Annotated in this window: 13 protein-coding genes; 8 read left to right on the top strand and 5 right to left on the bottom strand. The window is 68.4% G+C overall.

Features of this window, described 5'->3' with window-relative positions; all coding sequences use genetic code 11:
* Window positions 1-38 precede the first annotated feature (38 nt).
* Entirely contained in the window at window positions 39-518 is a 480-nt protein-coding gene (gene mraZ, locus JS528_RS02565; RefSeq protein WP_240541271.1) for a division/cell wall cluster transcriptional repressor MraZ, read from the bottom strand.
* Window positions 519-839: 321 nt separating this feature from the next.
* Between mraZ and JS528_RS02570 the strand changes: the two genes are divergently transcribed.
* Complete coding sequence (locus JS528_RS02570) at window positions 840-3,119, top strand: HelD family protein (protein ID WP_214357507.1); 2,280 nt, start codon at window positions 840-842, stop codon at window positions 3,117-3,119.
* A 10-nt stretch (window positions 3,120-3,129) separates the two neighbouring features.
* A complete protein-coding gene (gene serA, locus JS528_RS02575) occupies window positions 3,130-4,329 on the top strand; it encodes a phosphoglycerate dehydrogenase (RefSeq protein WP_214357508.1) in 1,200 nt (399 codons plus the stop codon).
* A 142-nt stretch (window positions 4,330-4,471) separates the two neighbouring features.
* On the opposite strand, the gene nrdR is transcribed toward serA, so the two are convergent.
* Window positions 4,472-4,915 (bottom strand): transcriptional regulator NrdR, encoded by a 444-nt coding sequence (gene nrdR, locus JS528_RS02580; RefSeq protein ID WP_240541252.1) that lies wholly within the window; start codon window positions 4,913-4,915, stop codon window positions 4,472-4,474.
* Window positions 4,916-5,052: 137 nt separating this feature from the next.
* Here nrdR and lexA point away from each other — a divergent pair, with 137 nt between their 5' ends.
* A complete protein-coding gene (gene lexA / locus JS528_RS02585; protein ID WP_214357510.1) occupies window positions 5,053-5,838 on the top strand; it encodes a transcriptional repressor LexA in 786 nt (261 codons plus the stop codon).
* Between the two features lie 144 nt (window positions 5,839-5,982).
* Entirely contained in the window at window positions 5,983-6,933 is a 951-nt protein-coding gene (locus JS528_RS02590; protein WP_214357511.1) for a cation diffusion facilitator family transporter, read from the top strand.
* A 566-nt stretch (window positions 6,934-7,499) separates the two neighbouring features.
* On the opposite strand, the gene JS528_RS02595 is transcribed toward JS528_RS02590, so the two are convergent.
* A complete protein-coding gene (locus tag JS528_RS02595; RefSeq protein ID WP_214357512.1) occupies window positions 7,500-8,171 on the bottom strand; it encodes a response regulator transcription factor in 672 nt (223 codons plus the stop codon).
* A 173-nt stretch (window positions 8,172-8,344) separates the two neighbouring features.
* Here JS528_RS02595 and JS528_RS02600 point away from each other — a divergent pair, with 173 nt between their 5' ends.
* Window positions 8,345-8,725, top strand: a complete 381-nt coding sequence (locus tag JS528_RS02600; RefSeq protein WP_214357513.1) for a hypothetical protein — start codon at window positions 8,345-8,347, stop codon at window positions 8,723-8,725.
* A gap of 227 nt (window positions 8,726-8,952) precedes the next feature.
* On the opposite strand, the gene JS528_RS02605 is transcribed toward JS528_RS02600, so the two are convergent.
* A complete protein-coding gene (locus JS528_RS02605) occupies window positions 8,953-9,915 on the bottom strand; it encodes an L-lactate dehydrogenase (RefSeq protein ID WP_214357514.1) in 963 nt (320 codons plus the stop codon).
* Window positions 9,916-10,146: 231 nt separating this feature from the next.
* Window positions 10,147-11,616, bottom strand: a complete 1,470-nt coding sequence (gene hflX, locus JS528_RS02610; protein ID WP_214357570.1) for a GTPase HflX — start codon at window positions 11,614-11,616, stop codon at window positions 10,147-10,149.
* 118 nt (window positions 11,617-11,734) lie between these two features.
* Here hflX and JS528_RS02615 point away from each other — a divergent pair, with 118 nt between their 5' ends.
* From JS528_RS02615 to JS528_RS02625, 3 genes are all read left to right on the top strand, one after another.
* Window positions 11,735-12,391, top strand: a complete 657-nt coding sequence (locus tag JS528_RS02615) for a class I SAM-dependent methyltransferase (RefSeq protein ID WP_214357515.1) — start codon at window positions 11,735-11,737, stop codon at window positions 12,389-12,391.
* A 60-nt stretch (window positions 12,392-12,451) separates the two neighbouring features.
* Complete coding sequence (locus tag JS528_RS02620; protein WP_214357516.1) at window positions 12,452-16,585, top strand: DUF3418 domain-containing protein; 4,134 nt, start codon at window positions 12,452-12,454, stop codon at window positions 16,583-16,585.
* Between the two features lie 68 nt (window positions 16,586-16,653).
* Complete coding sequence (locus JS528_RS02625; protein ID WP_214357517.1) at window positions 16,654-16,959, top strand: YhbY family RNA-binding protein; 306 nt, start codon at window positions 16,654-16,656, stop codon at window positions 16,957-16,959.
* Window positions 16,960-17,018: the final 59 nt, after the last annotated feature.

Genomic DNA, 17,018 nt, shown 5'->3' on the forward strand with positions numbered 1-17,018 from the left:
CTTGGTCATGTCGGTCGTGTCGTCGTGCTCGCGCGCCATCAGAACTCCACCTCCGGCAGCACGTCGTCGGCGATGTTCGCGTAGTCCTGCTCCTTCTCGGCCAGGTACGCCTCCCAGGTGGCGCGATCCCAGATCTCGGCGCGAGTGCCCACGCCGATCACCACGATGTCGTCGCCCAGATGGGCGTAGTCGCGCAGCATCTGCGGCACCAGCACGCGCCCCTGCCTGTCCGGGCTCTGGTCGACGGCGCCGGAGAGGAACACGCGCAGGTACTCGCGCGCCGCCTTGTTGCCCACGGAGACGCGCTGGATCTGCATCGCGATGCGGCGGAACTCGGCCACCGGCAGCAGATACACGCAGCGCTCCTGGCCACGGGCCATGACCAGCCCCTGCCCGAGCTGGCCGCGCATCTTGGCGGGCAGGGCCATGCGGCCCTTGGCGTCGATCTTCGGCGTGTACGTGCCGAGCATCAGCGGAGGCAGCCCGAGGTCGGCCATCACCCCCGCGACGCCTCCCATGGGCTGGGCGCCCGTCCCGGCGGCGTCACGGGTGGGGTCGGTTCCCATGCCGTTCGTGCTCTCGCCGGTCACTCGCCCCACCTCCTTCGATCGCCTGCAGGCACACCGCCGCCACACTGTTTCCCCACTTTACCCCACATGTCCCCATTTTTCCCCACCCGATCACACTTTCCGCGCTTTTGCGCCGCCCCGCGCGCCCCGCCGGCGAATTCAGCCGAAGTTCATCTTCGCGCCCGAACCCGTCGCCCGCCTCGTTCGGGGGAAGGAGTAGATTGGGATACCTTGAATTTTTCCGTCAGACCAAAGGAAAACGGTACAAGCATGTCGAGTTACGCCTCGCAACTTGAGGAGGAACAGCGCGCGGTGAGCCGCGCATACGACCGTCTGGACGCGTTGCGCGCCGAGGCCAGGGAACGTCTTGACACGGTGCGCGCCGCCGGATCGCACGGCTCGCCCACCCAGCGCACCGAACGCGACTCCTTCGCCACGATGTACGAGGACCGCCTCGCCCAGCTGCGCGCGGTCGAGGACCGGCTGGTGTTCGGCCGTCTCGATGACGTCGCCGGCAAGCGCCGCTACATCGGGCGCATCGGACTGACGAACAGTGAGCACCGCCCCATCCTGACCGACTGGAGGGCCGAGGCGGCCCGTCCCTTCTACGAGGCCACTCCCTCGCACCACGGCGACATCGTCATGCGCCGCCACATCACGCTGAGCTTCCGCGACGTGGTGGCGGTCGAGGACGAGGTGCTCGACGTGCACTCCGATCAGGTCGGCGAGGCGTCCCGCTCCGGCACGCTCACCGGCGAGGGCGCGCTGCTGGCGTCCCTGAGCTCGAGGCGCACCGGCAAGATGACCGACATCGTGGCCACGATCCAGGCCGAGCAGGACCACATCATCCGCTCCGAGATGGGCCGCGCCGTGGTCGTGCAGGGAGGCCCCGGCACCGGCAAGACGGCCGTGGCGCTGCACCGCGCCGCCTACCTGCTGTACACGCACCGCCGCACGCTGGAGCGCGCGGGCGTCCTCGTGGTGGGCCCCAGCTCCGCGTTCCTGCACTACATCGACCAGGTGCTCCCCTCCCTGGGCGAGACCGGCGTGGTCTCCCGCACCATCGCCGACCTCATCCCCGGCGTGAGCGCCGCGGCCGTGGACTCCCCGCGCGCCGCCCAGCTCAAGGGCGACCACCGCATGGCCACGGCGATTCGCAACGCGGTGACGGCCCGCCAGCGCGTGCCGCGCGACCTGCCGACGGTGCAGATCAGCGGCATCCCGGTGCCGATGCTGGCCGTCGACGTCGAGCAGGCGCTGGCCGACGCCCGCCGCACCCGCCAGCCGCACAACAAGGCGCGCGAGACGTTCGTCAAGTCGATGATCTCGGCGATGCGCGTCCGCTACGAGGAGCAGCTCGACTACACGCCCGACCAGGACGAGATCAACCGCGCCGTCTCGCTGCTGCGCATGAACGACAAGGTTCGCGTGGCGCTCAACCTCGCCTGGCTGCCGATGACCGGCCCCTGGCTGCTCGACGACATGCTCTCCAAGCCGGCCAAGCTGCGCCGCTACGCGCCATGGCTGAGCGACGAGGACGTGGCCGAGCTGACGCGCCCGAAGGGCTCGCCGCTGACCCGCTCCGACGTGCCGCTGCTGGACGAGGCGCTGGAGCTGCTGGGCGACGACCCGAAGGTCGCCTCGAAGCGCCGCCGCGAGGAGGCCCAGCAGGCCGAGGCGCTGCGGTTCGCGCAGGACACGCTGGCGCAGAACGGCATCGGCAACGGTCTGGTCACCTCGCAGATGCTCGTCGACCGGATCAACGGCGACGACGTGGAGATGACCGCGCAGCGCGCCGGACGCGACCGCGAGTGGGTGTACGGCCACATCGTCGTCGACGAGGCGCAGGAGCTCACCGCGATGGACTGGCGCATGCTGATGCGCCGCTGCCCGTCGCGCTCGTTCACCATCGTGGGCGATGTGGCGCAGACCAGCGCGCTCGGCGGCACCCGCTCCTGGCCCAAGACGATGAACCGTCTGTTCGGCCGCGGCAACTGGGATCTCAACGAGCTGACCATCGACTACCGCAACCCGCAGGAGGTCTCCGACCTGGCGGGCCGGTTCGCCGAGGGGCAGGGCCTGTACATCTCCACCGTGCACGCGGTGCGCCGGATCCCCGACGCGGTCTCGCGCACGACGGTCGCCGGACGCGACGAGCTGGTCCCGGCGGCCTGCGACGACGCGGCCGAGCTGGCCGCCCGCTTCGTCGCCAAGGACGGTTCCGGCCGCGTGGCGGTGATCGCGCCGGAGAGCCTCGTCGACGAGCTGCGCGCGGCGATGGCCGAGGCGCTGCGCGCGAAGCTGGGCGGGGACGAGGCCTCCCGCCTCGCCGGTCAGGACCCGTGGGACAGCCAGGTGACGGTGAGCGGCACCGAGGAGGTCAAGGGCCTCGAATACGACGCCGTCGTGCTGGTCGAACCCGGCCTGATCGATCAGGAGGCGCCGAGCCGGCTCGTGGCGGCGGCCGACCTGTACGTGGCGATGACCCGTCCGACGCAGCGTCTGGCCATCGTTCGGACGGCCATGGACGAAAAGGACCTGGAACTCTAAGGTGGGAAGCATGCCTAAAGCACTGTTACTGGAAAACATTCACCCCGACGCGGCCAAGTCGCTGCGCGACCACGGCTTCGAGGTCGTCACGGCCAAGGGCGCGCTGGGCGAGGACGAGCTGATCGACGCCCTCGAGGGCGTCGACATCGTGGGCGTGAGGTCGAAGACGAGCGTGACCAGACGCGTCCTCGAGGCCCGTCCGACCCTGTCCGCGGTGGGCTGCTTCTGCATCGGCACCAACCAGGTGGACCTCGACTTCGCCGGCAGGAACGGCATCGCCGTGTTCAACGCCCCGTACTCCAACACCCGCTCCGTGGTCGAGCTGGTGATCTGCGACATCATCTGCCTGATGCGCCGCATCCCCGCGCACACGCATCATCTCAAGCACGGCATGTGGGACAAGTCCGCCACCGGCTCGCACGAGGTGCGCGGCAAGACCCTCGGCATCATCGGCTACGGCAACATCGGCTCCCAGCTGAGCGTGCTGGCCGAGGCGCTCGGCATGCGCGTCGTGTTCTACGACCTCGAGGAGAAGCTGGCGATGGGCAACGCCCGCCGCTGCGCCACGCTCAACGAGCTGCTGGAGCAGTCCGACGCGGTGACGCTGCACGTGGACGGCCGCAAGTCGAACACCGGCTTCTTCGGCGAGGACCAGTTCTCGCACATGAAGCAGGACGCGATCTTCATCAACGCCTCGCGCGGCTTCGTGGCCGATCTGGGCGCGCTCAAGCAGCACCTCGACTCCGGGCACCTGTCCGGCGCGGCCGTGGACGTGTTCCCCGTCGAGCCGAAGAAGAACGGCGACCCGTTCGAGACGGCGCTGGCGGACGAGGACAACATGATCCTCACCCCGCACATCGGCGGCTCGACGCTCGAGGCGCAGAAGTCGATCGGCCACTTCGTCTCGCAGCGGCTCGAGGACTACTGGGAGAAGGGCTCGACGTCCCTGTCCGTGAACCTGCCGCAGATCAACCTCGGCGCCAACCGCGGCGTGACGCGCATCGCCCACCTGCACGCGAACCTGCCGGGCGTGCTGGCCCGCGTCAACCACGTGCTCGGCGAGGAGAACATCAACATCGCCGCCCAGTCCCTCGGCACCGAGGGCGAGCTCGGCTACGTGGTCACCGACGTCTCGCAGAAGCCGTCGCACGCGACGCTCGAGGTGCTGCGTTCGATCGAGGGCACGATCCGCATGCGCGTGATCTCCTGACGGACCGGTCCAGCGGACGGATGATCCGCCACGGACGCAGGAGGGCGGTCCGCCATCTCCCCATCACGGGGATGGCGGACCGCCCTCGTCGTATCGTCGTTCATGGTCCGCGGGGCGGAGGCGAGGTGGCCTCCCCCGCATGCTACTCGCGCTTGAGCTCGTCGATCGCAGCCTGGAAGTCGTCGAGGTTCTCGAAGTTCCGGTACACGCTGGCGAACCGCAGGTAGGCGACCTCGTCGAGCTCGCGCAGGGGCTTGAGGATCGCCTTGCCCACCTCGTCGGAGGTGACCTGGGCCTGGCCCGTGGATCGCAGATCCTCCTCGACGCGCTGGCCGAGCATCTTCAGGTCGTTCTCCTTCACCGGGCGGCCCTGACAGGCCTTGCGTACGCCGGAGATGACCTTGTCTCGGTTGAACGGCTCGAGACTTCCGGACCGCTTCTCCACCAGCAGCGTGGTGGTCTCCAACGTGGTGAAGCGCTTGTGGCAGTGCAGGCACATGCGACGGCGCCGGATGGAGTAGCCGTCCTCGCTGACACGGGTCTCCACGACCTTGGTTTCGGCATGATGACAGTAAGGGCAATGCATGGACCCCACCATACCGTGACCCGCGAAGATCGCCGAACGGCGGTGCGCGCGCCGATCCGACCCGCCGGCGTCGAACACGCGTTCTTTCGAACAAATGTTTGATATGCTGGTCTGATCAAGAAAGGAGCCCGACTCCCATGAGCACCATCCCGTTCAGCCCGCGTGGCGCGCGCACGGCCGCCAAGCCGCTCACGGACCGCCAGCGCCGCATCCTCGAGGCCATCACGTCGTATCAGAGCGAGCGCGGTTTCGCGCCGTCCTTCCGCGACATCGGCGAGGCGGCGGGGCTCAAGAGCCCCTCGTCGGTCAAGCACCAGTTGCAGGTGCTGGCGGACAGGGGCTACATCCGCCTCAACGCGAACAAGGGCCGTGCGATCGAGATCCTGCGTCCGGCGGACGGCGCGGACGGCGGATCGCCCCGCATCCACGCGCCGGTCTCCCCCGCACGCACCGTCGAACCCGTCGAGGACGGCGGCGCCGCCGCACCGGACGGCACGGCCGTCATCTACCGTTTCCCCGCGCCCGAGGAGCCTCAGTCGGTGCTGGAGTCGCGCGACGTGCCGCTGGTGGGACGCATCGCCGCCGGCGCGCCGATCACCGCCGAACAGCACGTCGACGACGTGATGCGTCTGCCCGAGCGGCTTACGGGGTCGGGCGGCAGGCTGTTCATGCTGGAGGTGCACGGCGATTCGATGATCGACGCCGCCATCTGCGACGGCGACTTCGTGGTGGTGCGCGAACAGCCGGACGCCGTCAACGGCGACATCGTCGCGGCCCTGCTCGACGGCGAGGCCACGGTGAAGACCTACCGCAGGGAGCGGGACCGTCTGTGGCTGATCCCGCACAACCCGTCGTACGCGCCGATCGACGGCACGCACGCCACGATCATGGGCAAGGTCGTGACCGTGCTGCGCAAGCTGTGATACACTGGGCCTCCCAGTGATGCGAAAACCCCGGTTCGTCCGGGGTTTTCGCGTTTCCGGGGCGAAACGCTAATGGTACTGAGAAGCGGTCTCATCACCGGGTCGGGTCGACCGGCCGGCCGGATCGCATGGAGGCATGAGGACATGGCACACACGCACGCGCCGACGCCGATGCAGGCGAGCGGATCCAGGGCGCATCAGCACAGACTGACGGCCACGCTGGCGGTCACGGGAACGGTGTTCGTCGTCGAGGTGGTCGCGGCCTTCGTCACCGGTTCGCTGGCGCTGCTGGTGGACGCCGGCCATATGCTCACCGACATGTCGGTGCTGATCGCCTCGACCGTGACGGCGATCCTGATGCGCCGCAAGCCGAACAGCCACCGTACATGGGGCTGGGCGCGTCTCGAGGTGCTGACGGCGGCGGCCGGCGCGATCGTGCTGTTGATCGTCGGCGTCTACGCGCTGGTGGAGGCCGGCATGCGTCTGTTCGGCGGCGCGGCCGACGGCATCGAGGACGTGAACCTGCTGCTGTTCGTCGGCGTCCTCGGCCTCGCGGCGAACGTGGCGTCGATCCTCATCCTCGCCTCGCAGCGCGGCGACAACATGAACATGCGCGCCGCGTTCCTCGAGGTGATGAACGACGCGCTGGGCTCGGTGGCGGTGGTCCTCTCCGCCCTCGTGATGATGTCGACCGGCTGGCACGGCTTCGACGCGGTGGCCGGCGGCGTGATCGCCCTGATGATGATCCCGCGCGCGGTGAAGCTGCTGCACAACGCGGTGCGGGTCCTGCTCGAGGAGACACCGGAGGGGCTGGATCTCGACAAGGTGCGCGAGCACCTGGAGCAGGTCCCGCACGTGGTGGCGGTGCACGACCTGCATGCGAGCACGGTGTCCACCGGCATGCCGATCCTCATGGCGCATGTGGTGGTCGAGCGGGGGCTGACGATGGAGCAGGCGGCGGACATCCTCGAGCAGCTGCAGGACTGCCTGCGCGAGCACTTCCCCGTCTCGGTCCCCCACACCACCTTCCAGCTCGAACCCGAGGGCTACCGCTCCCCCTCCGACGCCGAGATGCACGCCGGCGACGGCAAGTGAGCCGAGGCGCGCGAATCCGCGCCTACCGGACGACGACGGCCTCCATGGACCAACGGCCGTCCTCCCGAGACACGTGCAGCGAACCGCCGCGCCGTTCGAGCTCCCCGGCGTAGCGGGCGAGCCCCGAATGGGAATGGCGGATATCGCCATCATGCCCGCGCCCGTCATGGACGGCCATCCGCCCGCGGCCATGACCCGCGACATGAACGATATCAGGCCGATGACGACGGACGCCGACGCCCCTTGGCCGAGATCGCGATAGCCGAGTATCCCGACCGCCAGCAGGCATGCCGCGAAATATCCTTCGGGCAGGATCGCGGTGGATGCCGGGAAGACGCCGACGCCCCATGAGACGAGCGTCAGCCAGCCGCCGACCACGGGATACGGCACCATGACGCACAACGCGCAGCCGGCGCCGATGAGCAGTGCGACCTGCATCGGCGAATAGGCGATCCTCATCGCGGGGATGGAGAGCAGATAGACGACGGCGCACGCCAGAATCGGCGCATATATCCATCGACGGCCCGCGGCATCGTGCGGCATGCGAATTCCCATGATCCGGCCGTTCAGATGAGATGCCGCTGACGGCAGGCGCGGATGGCCTCGAACCGTTGACGCACGCCCAGCTTGTGCGCGGCGTGGCTGGTATGGGACTGCACCGTGCCGATGGATATGTTCAGACGGGAGGCGATCTCCTTCGTGGTCAGCCCCTGCGCGTACAGGGCGAGCACGTCGAGCTCGCGTCGCGAGACGACGGGCTCCTCCGGCGCCTGCCGCAGTCGGGCATACGCCTCGCGCGGCGACGGGAATCCCTCGTCGAGCGGCCGACCGTCATCGCGGGACAACGCATGCAGCATGCGGATGAACGCCGGCGTGCCGACGGCGTCCTTGCCCACCAGCGCCTGCGCCCCCGCCTCGATGAGCGGCTGCCGATACCGGTCAAGGGGGTATGCGGTCACCCCTATGACGTTCATGGTCGCCGAACGCCTGCGTATCTCCCGGCAGACGTCCACGCCCGATATGCCGTTCAGCGACAGATCGAGGATGGCGACGTCCGGCTGAAACGCGTCGAACATGATGCGTTCCATGAACCGCTGCGGCCGGGTCTCCCTCCATATGACGTCCATGTCCGGATCGCCGTGCCGGATGAGCAGGTCCATCATCGCCAATGCGCAGGCGTCGTTGTCCAATATGCCGATGCGAACCTTCCGGAGAGCCTCGTTGCCGTCGTGTCCCATACGGGATATGGTACCCGCCCCGTGCGGCGCCGTTTTCGGATATCCGGTTTTTCTTGAATCCTGATTGCATGGACCGTGGCCATGTGGGACAGTGGCATCATCACGATGTCGTGGGCGGCGGCGACGCTGTCGGCGGGATGAATGACGGGAGTGTGAGCGCAATGATGCGATGGGTGTGTTCCTGGATCGGTTATCTGCTCGGCGTCATGGTCCTGACGCTGGGTACGCATTGGACCGGAGGGATGAGTGAGGCGGAGCAGCTGCATCTGCCGTTGGGCAGATACACGTGGTTCGCGCTGTGGTGTCTGCTCGGCTGCACCATACCGTTGTTCGTCCGTCTGTCGCGGGGATACCCGCGGACGTTCGTCGTGCTGTCCGTCACGATCTGCGTGCTGGCTTGGCTGTCCATCGGCATGCGGTACGCCCCCATCGAGCGCATCGGCCCGCTCGGCATCCCCGACATCGAATGGATCAGCGACGCATTGAACGTCGTCTCGCTGCTGGTGCTGGGCGTAAGCGCCTGGCGCGCGCCGAGGAACGGCGATCCGCACTGATGCCGCCCGCGCCCGACAGCGCGGCATCGCACACGCATCGCCCCGCACATACGGCAAAGCCTCCGATCCATGAAGAATCGGAGGCTTTCGCGTATTCGCATTCAGCACCCTATCGGCGAAAGCGGTGTGGCACGCGTGCGAATTCGTCGCCGCCCGAGGCGAAGGCGTACGGCGGTACGTCGAGTCTCGGGCGGGGACGAAGGCGCTCCGTGCGGCGCCGCTTTCGATCAGAAGCCGAACTGGGCGGCGGTTTCCTTCAGCGTCTCGGCGGAGCGCTTGAGGGCGGCGAGCTCGTCGTCGGAGACCGGGGTGTTGATGGCGGTGTTGACGCCGGAACGGTTGATGAGGGTCGGGACGGACATGCACACGTCGGAGATGCCGTGGAAGTCCTTGAGCATGGAGGACACCGGCAGGATGCGGTTGGAGTCCTTGAGGACGGCCTCGATGATGTCGACGCCGGACATGCCGATGGCGTAGTTGGTCGCGCCCTTGCCGTTGATGATCTTGTAGGCGGCGTTCTTGACGTCCTGGTGGATCTGCTCGCGGACGGCGGCGTCGAGCGGAGCGTGGCCCGGCAGCGGGGTCCAGTCGAGCATCGGGACGCCGCCGATGGTGGCGGAGTTCCACAGCGGGACCTCGGAGTCGCCGTGCTCGCCGGCGATGTAGGCGTGGACGTTCTTGACGTTGACGCCGGTCTGCTGCGCGATCAGGAAGCGCAGACGGGCGGAGTCCAGGTTGGTGCCGGAGCCGAAGACCTGGTTCTCCGGCAGGCCGGAGATCTTCTGGGCGACGTGCGTGGCGATGTCGACCGGGTTGGTGATCAGCATGTAGATGGCGTTCGGGGCGACCTTGACCAGGTTCGGGATGATGGCCTGGAGGATCTTGACGGTGGCGCCGACGAGCTCGAGGCGGGACTGACCCGGCTTCTGACGCGGGCCGGCGGTGATGACGACCATGTCGGCGTCGCGGCAGATCTCCGGATCGTCGGAGCCGTCGATGGAGACGGTCGGGTAGAAGCTGGAGCCGTGCTGCATGTCGAGCACCTCGGCCTCGACGCGCTCCTTGGCGATGTCCTCGAGGACGATCTCACGGGCGATGCCACGCTGGGCGGCCGCGAAGGCAAGGGTGGAGCCGACGGCGCCGGCGCCGATGACCGCGAGCTTCGTGGGCTTGTTGACCAATTCTGCCATGTTCATGAACCTCTCTGTAGAGTCGATGCCCGTTGTGCGGACATCATTCAACCAACGACTTTCAATGTACTCCGACAACGTGACTTCACCGGCATCGACACGCATTGAAAATCGTTGCGAACATTGGTCTGTTAGCGCTCACATAGATATTGTCGCACCAATGTGGCCAAACTCACATTGACATTTCGTCAACCGCTGCCGGACGCGCACACGCGAACGCCGGGCGGCGCATCAGCCGATGGCGCTCTCCACCACGCGCGCGGCGAGACGGCTGTCCACATCGGCCACGATCCTCACGCCCTCGCCCAGCCACTCGACGCTCTCGACGCTGCCGTACTCGCGCACCTGCGACAGCAGCGCGCCCGCCGAGTACGGCAGCAGCGCCTCGACGTGGACGCCGGGCTTGGGCAGCAGCGCCTCGACCGCGGCGCGCAGCCCGTCCACCCCACGGCCGGAGAACGCGGAGACGATGTGCGCGTCCGGCTCGAGCGCGGCGAGGCGCTCGAGCGTCGCCTGGTCGCAGCGGTCGGCCTTGTTGAACACGAGGATGCGCGGGATCGACTCGGCGCCCTCGATGTCGGCGAGCACCTCGTTGACCGCGTCGATCTGGGAGAACGGGTCGGGGTGGGAGCCGTCGACGACGTGCAGGATCACGTCGGCGTCGCCGACCTCCTCCAGCGTGGACTTGAACGCCTCGACCAGCTGGGTGGGCAGACGGCGCACGAACCCGACCGTGTCGACGTAGGCGTACAGGCGCCCGTCCTTCGCCTTGGCGCGGCGCACGGCGGTGTCGAGCGTGGCGAACAGCGCGTTCTCGACCAGCTCCGCGGAGCCGGTCAGACGGTTGGTCAGGGACGACTTGCCGGCGTTGGTGTAGCCGACCACCGCGATCGTGGGCAGGCCGTAGCGGCGGCGCGAGCCGCGCTTGACCTCGCGCGCGGGAGCCATCTCGCGGATCTGACGCCTCAGGCGCGCGATGCGCGTGCGGATGACGCGGCGGTCCATCTCGATCTTCGTCTCGCCCGGTCCTCGCGAGCCGATGCCCGCGTCGCCGGCCGCGCGGCCGCCGGCCTGACGGGACAGCGAACCGCCCCAGCCGCGCAGTCGCGGAAGCATGTATTCGAGCTGGGCGAGCTCCACCTGCGCCTTGCCCTCGCGGCTGGTGGCGTGCTGGGCGAAGATGTCGAGGATCACGGCCGTGCGGTCGACGACCTTGACCTTGGCCGCGTCCTCGAGTCCTCGGCGCTGGCTCGGCGGCAGATCGTCGTCGACGACGATCGTGTCGGCCTCCTCGCGCGCGACGATGTCGGCGATCTCCTTCGCCTTGCCGGAGCCGACGTAGGTGGCGGCGTCGGGACGGGAGCGGTGCTGGAGCAGACCGTCGCACACGACCGCGCCGGCGGTCTCGGCGAGCGCGGCGAGCTCCCTCAGGGATTCCTCGGCCTTGGCCTGCGTGGTGACGGCGGACGACCACACGCCCACGAGCACGACGCGTTCGAGACGCACCTTGCGGTATTCGACCTCGGTGACGTCCTCGAGCTCGCCGAGTCCCGCGACGTGCTTGAGCTGATTGCGCGACTCGCGCTCCTCCCACGCCTCGTCGTGGGTCTGCTCCCACTCGGCTCCGCCGTTGTCGTCGATGAGGACCTCCGACGCTTCGGCGAGCACGCCCCCCTCGACGTCGTCTTCGGGCATCTGCATGGATTCGGCGCTGCGGGTCAAGGCCACCTCTTTTTCACGCGTTGCGTGGTATCACGATTGAACTATGGTTCCTTATTATACGAACGCACGACATTATACGGAGAACATGGAGAGCATCATGACGGAACAGTATTTCTCGGCCGAACCCTCGTCGAAGGACGTGCGCCGCACGCTCAAGGCGACCCTGCGCGGCCATGAGGCGGCCGTGCAGGTCTCGAACGGCGTGTTCTCCGCCTCGCGCGTGGATCTCGGCACCTCCGTGCTGCTCAGGCACGCCCCCGAGCCGCCCGAGGCCGGCGACTTCCTCGATCTCGGCTGCGGCTGGGGGCCGATCGCCCTCACGCTGGCGTTCGAGTCGCCCGAGGCCGACGTGTGGGCGGTCGACGTCAACGAGCGCGCGCTGGACCTCACGCACGCCAACGCCGCATCGAACGGACTGGACCGCGTCCACGTCACGCAGGTCGACGAGTCCGGCGCGCCGCTGCCCGGGGACCGTCAGCCGGCGTTCTGCGAGACGATCGACGCCGGCCGGACGTTCGACCTGATCTGGTCGAACCCGCCGATCCGCATCGGCAAGGAGGCGCTGCACACGCTGCTCATGACGTGGCTGCCGCGGCTCAAGCCGAACGGCGCCGCCTATCTGGTCGTGCAGAGGAACCTCGGCTCCGACTCGCTGATCCCGTGGCTGGACGAGGCGCTCGGCGACGGCTTCGAGGTGTCCAAGTACGCAAGCTCCAAGGGCTTCCGTATCATTGAGGTTTTGCGAAATAACTAGTGGTGTCCAGACGGACGGAGGGTCCGTCACAGCCCCGTGACGGGGCGGGAAGTCAAGGGAATGCGTTTCGAATATCCGTCCGAACTGCCGGTTTCCGCCGCGCGCGACGACATCGCGCGGGCCGTCCGTTCATCCCAGGTGGTCATCGTCTCCGGCCAGACCGGCTCGGGCAAGACCACGCAGCTGCCGAAGATCCTGCTGGAGCTCGGGCGGGGATCGCACGGCAGACAGATCGTGCACACGCAGCCGAGGCGCATCGCGGCGCGCACCGTCGCCGAGCGCATCGCCTCGGAGATGGGCGTGCGTCTCGGCGACGAGATCGGCTATCAGGTGCGCTTCACCGACGAGAGCTCGCCGAACACGCGTCTGAGGGTCGTCACCGACGGCATCCTGCTCGCGCAGATCCAGCGCGACCCGAAGCTCAGCCGCTACGACACGATCATCATCGACGAGGCGCACGAGCGCAGCCTCAACATCGACTTCCTGCTCGGGTACCTCACGGCCCTGCTGCCCAAGCGGCGCGACCTCAAGCTCGTCATCACCTCCGCGACCATCGATTCGGAGAAGTTCCAGCGCCACTTCGAGGAGGCGCTGCACGAGAAGGTGCCGGTCATCGAGGTGTCGGGCCGCACCTATCCGGTGCAGGTCGTCTACGAGCCGCTCGGCACCGCACCCGCGCTGATGCGCGAGGTGCCCGGCTTCGCGACGGGCGCCCGGCCCGGCGACGCCGACTACGAGGAGCTGGCCAACGCGATCGCCGGCGACGGGTCGGATTCGGGCCGCGGCGGGCGCGGCGGCAACGCGAACTCGCGGTTCGCCGACGACTCGATCACCGACATGCCCACGGCTGTGGCGCGCGCCTGCGCCGAGCTGGTGATCCACTCCTCGCACGAGCGGGGGCCCCGCGACATCCTCGTGTTCGCCTCGGGCGAGCGCGACATCCACGAGTTCGAGGCGGCTCTGCGCCACCACTACGGACCGCGCGCCGACGACATGCGCCGTCCCGACGCGATCGAGATCATGCCGCTGTTCGCGCGTCTGTCCGCCGCGGACCAGCACAGGGTGTTCGAATCGCACACGCACCAGCGCATCGTCATCGCCACGAACGTGGCCGAGACGTCGCTGACCGTGCCGGGCATCCGCTACGTGGTGGATCCGGGCACCGCGCGCATCTCGCGCTATTCGAAGACCGCGAAGGTGCAGAGGCTCCCGATCGAGCCGATCAGCCAGGCGAGCGCCGACCAGAGGAGCGGCCGATGCGGCCGTGTGGCCGACGGCATCGCGATCCGCCTGTACTCGCGCGAGGACTACGAGACGCGTCCGCGCTTCACCGAGCCGGAGATCCTCAGGACCTCGCTGGGCGCGGTGGTGCTGCACATGCTCTCGGTGGGCGTGGCCCGCACCGCCGAGGACGTGACGCGCTTCGGATTCATCGACCCGCCGGACATGAAGGCCGTCTCGGACGGCTTCAACGAGCTCACCGAGCTCAAGGCCGTGGCCCGCCACCGCGGCGAGGTGACCCTGACGCACATCGGCCGGCAGCTGGCGCGCATCCCGATCGACGTGAGGCTCGGCCGCATGATCATCGAGGCCGCGAAGACCGCGTCGCCGAACACGCTGGCGGCCGTGCTGGTGGTCGTCGCGTTCCTGAGCCTGCAGGACCCGCGCGAGCGCCCGGACGACAAGCGCGAGGAGGCGGACCGCATCCACAACCGCTACGCGGACCAGACCAGCGACTATCTGACGGCCCTGAACATCTGGGACCGCGTGTTCCAGGCGGACGGCGAGCCGAGCAACAACGCGCTGCGCCGCATCTGCAAGACCGAGTACTTCAGCTGGCTGCGCATGCGCCAGTGGAAGGATCTGGTCGCCCAGCTGCGCCAGATGTGCCGCGAGATGAAGTTCAAGGTGGGCGACCCCCTGCCCTCCACGCGCGCGGGGCTCGAGATCCGCCAGCTGCCGATCAACCAGCAGGCGGCGCATTCGCTGTGCTGCGCATGGGACGCCGACGGGATCCACAAGTCGATGCTCGCCGGACTGCTGTCGATGATGGGCATGCAGGTGATCCGCGAGCCGAAGGCCTCCGACTACGCCAACCTCAAGGGCGCGGCGCGGGCGAAGGCGCTCAAGCGCGCGCAGAAGATGTCGAAGAACGACTATCTGGGCGCGCGCGGCACGCATTTCGCGCTGTTTCCCGCCTCCGCGGTCGCCAAGACCACGCCGAGCTGGGTGATGTCGACCGAACTGGTGGAGACCTCGCGTCTGTGGGCCCGCTATTCGGCGGCCATCGACCCGGCGTGGGCCGAACCGCTGGCCGGCTCGCTCACACGCACGACGTATGCCGAGCCGCACTGGTCCGGCTCGCGCGGTTCGGCCGTCGCCACGGCGCGCGTGCTGCTGTACGGTCTGCCGATCGTGCAGGACCGCACCGTGCAGTGGGGCCGCATCAACCCGCCCGAGGCGCGCGACTTCCTGATCCGCCAGGGCCTGGTGGAGGGCGACATCCAGCAGCGTTTCAGCTACGACGAGTTCGTGTCCCGGAACCTCAAGCTCCTCGAGGAGGCCGCGGACGACGCGAACCGCACGAGGCAGATCGCCGAGACGGTCTCCGACGAGGATCTGTTCGACTTCTACAACGCCGTCGTCCCGAACGACGTGACCTCCGTGGCCGCGCTGGCGAAGTGGTGGAAGGACGCCCACGACGAGAACCCGAAGCTGCTGGATTTCGATCCGAGCAAGGTCGAGCGTCTGCAGACGACCGACGCGGTGAGCCTCGACGACTACCCGGATCACTGGCACACGGTCGGCACCGACGGCCAGCCGATCGACCTGAGGCTCAGCTACATCTACGATCCGACCGACGAGAACGACGGCGTGACCGTGCACGTGCCGCTCAAGACCCTCTCGCGCATCCTGCCCGAGCAGTTCACCTGGAACGTGCCGGGCCTGCTGGACGAACTGATCCTGGCGATGATCAAGGCGCTCCCGAAGCAGCTGCGCGTGCAGTTCGTGCCCGCGCCGGACGCCGCCAGGAAGATCCGCGCGTGGATCGACGAGCACTACCCGGACCTGCCCGGCTCGGGCGACATGCGCAAGCCGAATACGCCACCGGACGGCGCGACCGCATGGCCGGATCTGGCCCACGTGTTCACGCAGGCGGCCATCGCCGTGATGGGCGCGCAGATACACCCCGAGGTGCTGGGACCGGAGCTCGTCGAGCGTCTGCAGCCGTATCTGAGGATGACGTTCGTCGTCGAGGAGCGCACGGCCGGGCACGGCAGGCCCGGCAGGCGCGGCAAGGCGCAGGTGAAAACGTTCGGCCGCTCCAAGGACCTCAAGGCCCTGCAGGTGAAGTTCGCCGAGGAGGCCAAGGCCTCGGCGCGCCAGATGGTGCGCAGGCAGGCCGATCAGGCCGGCGACGCGGGCAGGCTCGTCCAACGCGCCGACCTGCTGCACAAGGCCGGCGCAACCACCGAGTCGCGTGCCTCGATGCTCTGGCGCGGCGCGTTGGACGCCCTGCGGCTGCCCGCCGAGCGCGTCTCGTCGCGATGGCTCGGCGCCGAGGCGCTGATGCTCGCCTCCGCCCCGTACCAGTCGACGAAGGCCCTCGTCGAGGACCTGCAGCTCGCCGCGGTCAAGCGTCTGCTGCCGGACGTCGACAGGCTGCCCGACGACGAGGCGCTGGCGAACGCGGTGCTCGACGTGCGTGAGGTGTACGAGGACACGGTCTATCAGGTGGCGCACGACGTCATCGCGATCCTCAAACGCTACGCGGAGGTCGACAAGGCCGTCTCGGGCAAGGCGGACCTGCCGATGCTCTCGGTCCTGCAGTCGATCCGCGAGCACATCGCGACGCTCGTGTTCCCCGGATTCGTGGGCGCCGCTCCCCCGGAGTCGCTCAGGTCGATCGACCGCTACCTGCACGCGGACCTCATGCGCCTGAACAAGGCGAAGCAGGACAAGAACCGCGACGTGCGCTGGGCGTGGGAGGCCGACGAGGCGAGGCAGCTCGTCGGCAAGGCGATGGCCGCGGCCAAGGCCGAACCGGCGGGCCCCTCGCACGAACGGATGATGAAGCGGGCCGTCACGGCGCGCTGGATGCTCGAGGAGTTCTACGTGAGCCTGTGGGCGCAGGAGCTCGGCACCCCGAAGCCCGCCAGCCTCAACCGCATCAGGAAGGCGCTGGCCGCCTGACGCGGCCGGCCTTCCGGCGCGACCGGTACAATACGACGGAACGAAAACGTGACAAGGAGAGCACACCAATGGCACTGACCAAGAAGCAGACCAAGCAGCTGCGCGGCATGGCGAACACCCTCAAGCCGCTCATCAACATCGGCAAGAACGACATCACCGACGCCCTCGTCAAGCAGACCAGCGAGACGCTCAACAAGCGCGAGCTGGTGAAGATCAGCGTGCAGGACGGCTCCGGACTCGACGCCAAGGAGGCCGCGGAGAAGCTCGCCGGCCAGCTGGGCGCCGAGGTCGTGCAGACCATCGGCAACCGCTTCACCCTCTACCGCAAGTCGAAGCGCGACGACGTCGAGCACATCCGTCTCGTGCGCGAGTAGTCCGCCGACGCGCCGCCCGCCCCCCCCCCAACCGCAACCCGTCGCCCGCCCCGTCGGCG

Source organism: Bifidobacterium santillanense (assembly GCF_018555385.1).
Taxonomy (GTDB): domain Bacteria; phylum Actinomycetota; class Actinomycetes; order Actinomycetales; family Bifidobacteriaceae; genus Bifidobacterium; species Bifidobacterium santillanense.

What these genes read in the sequence shown, in the direction of transcription:
- mraZ (WP_240541271.1), bottom strand. Translation starts at nt 518, where the DNA reads ATGGGAGGCGTCGCGGGGGTGATGGCCGACCTCGGGCTGCCTCCGCTG.
- JS528_RS02570 (WP_214357507.1), top strand. Translation starts at nt 840, where the DNA reads ATGTCGAGTTACGCCTCGCAACTTGAGGAGGAACAGCGCGCGGTGAGC.
- serA (WP_214357508.1), top strand. Translation starts at nt 3,130, where the DNA reads ATGCCTAAAGCACTGTTACTGGAAAACATTCACCCCGACGCGGCCAAG.
- nrdR (WP_240541252.1), bottom strand. Translation starts at nt 4,915, where the DNA reads ATGCATTGCCCTTACTGTCATCATGCCGAAACCAAGGTCGTGGAGACC.
- lexA (WP_214357510.1), top strand. Translation starts at nt 5,053, where the DNA reads ATGAGCACCATCCCGTTCAGCCCGCGTGGCGCGCGCACGGCCGCCAAG.
- JS528_RS02590 (WP_214357511.1), top strand. Translation starts at nt 5,983, where the DNA reads ATGGCACACACGCACGCGCCGACGCCGATGCAGGCGAGCGGATCCAGG.
- JS528_RS02595 (WP_214357512.1), bottom strand. Translation starts at nt 8,171, where the DNA reads ATGGGACACGACGGCAACGAGGCTCTCCGGAAGGTTCGCATCGGCATA.
- JS528_RS02605 (WP_214357514.1), bottom strand. Translation starts at nt 9,915, where the DNA reads ATGGCAGAATTGGTCAACAAGCCCACGAAGCTCGCGGTCATCGGCGCC.
- hflX (WP_214357570.1), bottom strand. Translation starts at nt 11,616, where the DNA reads ATGCAGATGCCCGAAGACGACGTCGAGGGGGGCGTGCTCGCCGAAGCG.
- JS528_RS02615 (WP_214357515.1), top strand. Translation starts at nt 11,735, where the DNA reads ATGACGGAACAGTATTTCTCGGCCGAACCCTCGTCGAAGGACGTGCGC.
- JS528_RS02620 (WP_214357516.1), top strand. Translation starts at nt 12,452, where the DNA reads ATGCGTTTCGAATATCCGTCCGAACTGCCGGTTTCCGCCGCGCGCGAC.
- JS528_RS02625 (WP_214357517.1), top strand. Translation starts at nt 16,654, where the DNA reads ATGGCACTGACCAAGAAGCAGACCAAGCAGCTGCGCGGCATGGCGAAC.